This is a genomic window from Pelagicoccus sp. SDUM812002 (genome assembly GCF_031127835.1).
Taxonomy (GTDB): domain Bacteria; phylum Verrucomicrobiota; class Verrucomicrobiia; order Opitutales; family Opitutaceae; genus Pelagicoccus.
Window position 1 is genome coordinate 1 of the sequence record NZ_JARXHX010000063.1, and the last position, 2,339, is coordinate 2,339.

Annotated in this window: 2 protein-coding genes; both read left to right on the forward strand. The window is 45.1% G+C overall.

Going from position 1 to position 2,339, the window contains the following annotated elements; translation table 11 throughout:
• Positions 1 to 190: 190 nt before the first annotated feature.
• Entirely contained in the window at positions 191 to 727 is a 537-nt protein-coding gene (locus QEH53_RS23530; protein WP_309025684.1) for a hypothetical protein, read from the forward strand.
• A gap of 74 nt (positions 728 to 801) precedes the next feature.
• Complete coding sequence (locus QEH53_RS23535) at positions 802 to 1,509, forward strand: SDR family NAD(P)-dependent oxidoreductase (protein WP_309025685.1); 708 nt, start codon at positions 802 to 804, stop codon at positions 1,507 to 1,509.
• Positions 1,510 to 2,339 lie beyond the last annotated feature (830 nt).

The following is a 2,339-nucleotide window of genomic DNA, read 5'->3' on the forward strand; positions in this document are numbered from 1 at the left end:
AGCCACAAGACAGTCCGACCTAGGTTGGACTCCTGCATTGGCAGGTTGTGTGATCCTCATTACAACCAGGCGCCGCAGACAACTCCGGCATACGCACGCCTCTTTCACATCGACCCCATGAAAACAGACCACCCCAAAAACTCAAACGAAAGCTTTGGCCTCCGCGTCTGAGCTTGGCGTTGGTCAAAAAATGAAAACTAGACTGATAGCTTCTCTCCTGCCAAGTTTGGTCTTTTGCTGTGTTTCTATCGCCACACCGCAAGCGAGAGATGAACTTCTCATTGGTTCGAAAACTCGCCACGTGCTGATGTTCAAGCTGTCCGCCGAACTTGAGGAAAGAATCGAAGAACTCAACAGTAGCACAAATGGAAGAGTCACTAGCTCTGCAAACTGGGACGGTTTCTACGCGAACCTCGAACTAAGAGAAGAAAAGTTGTACCTCACTAGACTTTCAATCGATTGGTCTGAAGATGGCACCTTCACAACGAAAGTCATCGATTTAGAAAGTCCTAATGGAGTTTTCTGTGATTGGTTCTCCGGTGAATTACGAGAGGTGAAGATGGGAAAGCAAAGAAGGATCAAGAAGATCGTTCACATGTATTTCCAAGGTGGAGTTTTGACAGAAATCGAGTCAGAAAGAAATCCACTTTCCAAAAGAAAAAATAGGACCAACCAGGCAGCTCACACAATGTCGGCAAACGCCGCCTCTTTCGTAACGAACCTATGAATACCAACCGCTACAGACTTGGAACCTCAACCGAAGCCGACATCGTGTGGCTTTGACGTTCGCAAATAATTGAAATGAAACAGGTGCTAATAACTGGATGCACTCGAGGACTCGGATACCATCTCCTTAAAACCTACCTCAATGACGGCTGGACCGTATTTCCGCTGGTACGAGATCTGGAGAGAATCTCAGAAATAATTAAAGAAAATAGAGAAACCTGTTTTCCAATTCATTCAGATCTCACGAATTCGAAGATCAAAACGACTATTCAAAACGAACTAGAGAAGAACAAAGCCTCGCTCACTGTAGTCATAAACAATGCAGGAACAGGAGGTGGACACGAATCTAGCATCAAAGACATAGAGTTAGATTTTCTCTCTAGCATGATATCCACGCACTGCACCGGAGCTTTGGCCGTTGTGCAGGCATCGCTGCCCTTTCTCCAAAAAGGGAAATCGACGATTGTAAATGTCAGTTCCCGATTAGGGTCTGCTCAAAAAAATGGAAACAAAGAATTCAGCGGTCTAGGATTTTCATACAGCTATCGCATTTCAAAAGCCTCTCAGAATATGGCGACGTTGTGCATGTCACAAGATTCAGAACTCGATGGAATCACCGTTTGTGCGATCCACCCAGGAAGACTTAAAACCGATTCTGGTGCATTTGATGCAGATACCGATCCGGCGACAGCAGCACAAAAAATGAAGAGAAAAATTGAAACTCTTAGCCACAAAGACAATGGAACCTACATAGACCTAGAAAATGGACTCATCCCATGGTAAAAAGTGCGAACAAGTCGCTTCTCACAACGAGCGCAAGCGCTCGTCGTGAGAGCTCGGCGATATGTGAAGAAATGTAAATCTGGATACACTTATCCCTCATGTACGTTTTCGCTGTGACTTTTGCACACCTCTCAAATCCGTATCACTACGAAAAACAAGAATCGAGTATCGCTGGATCTATGGGGTATGCGACGGGAACTTACGTCATATCTGTCCTTCTTGTTGGCGGACTTTTTGGAATCTACAGTAAAGAAAAAAGAAAGAACTCTACTTACGCATGGACCTGGGTCGCGTTAGTTGGACTGAATCTACTTTCACTGTATGGAGCTATGCTTCCACCTGCATGAACGAACCACACATATCAAGGCGCTTCTCACAACGAGCGCAAGCGCTCGTCGTGAGAGCTTAGCGTTCGCTAAAGAAAGTAAAAGAAGGACAATAGAAAACAACTCGACGTTGTATCCATTTACTAAATCAAAGACATACAAAGAAGATCCTGCAACTGAATCATGAGACGGTTCTAGGCGAGCTCGACCCACACGACGTTCCTTTCAAAGAAGACTGATCCTGCATTAATTTATTACTCGAACAAATCGAAGGCGACCGAAACTACGTTCCAATTAAAAGAAAAAGCGAAGTGAAGATTTCAGAAGTCGACCCCAACCCTAATTCAAACAATCAACCAGCGAACCAATCGCTTCAGACAACGAGCGCAAGCGCTCGCGTCTGAGCTCGGCGTTCTACGAAACTAAAGAATCTAACCGGTGAAGAGATTTATGGTTTTCGAATCGAAGGAGGCAGCATCCTCAAGCAGTGCGACCACGACATTC

Bases quoted from the DNA above. Each gene is read 5' to 3' on its own strand.
- QEH53_RS23535 (WP_309025685.1), top strand. From the start codon at position 802: ATGAAACAGGTGCTAATAACTGGATGCACTCGAGGACTCGGATACCAT.
- QEH53_RS23530 (WP_309025684.1), top strand. From the start codon at position 191: ATGAAAACTAGACTGATAGCTTCTCTCCTGCCAAGTTTGGTCTTTTGC.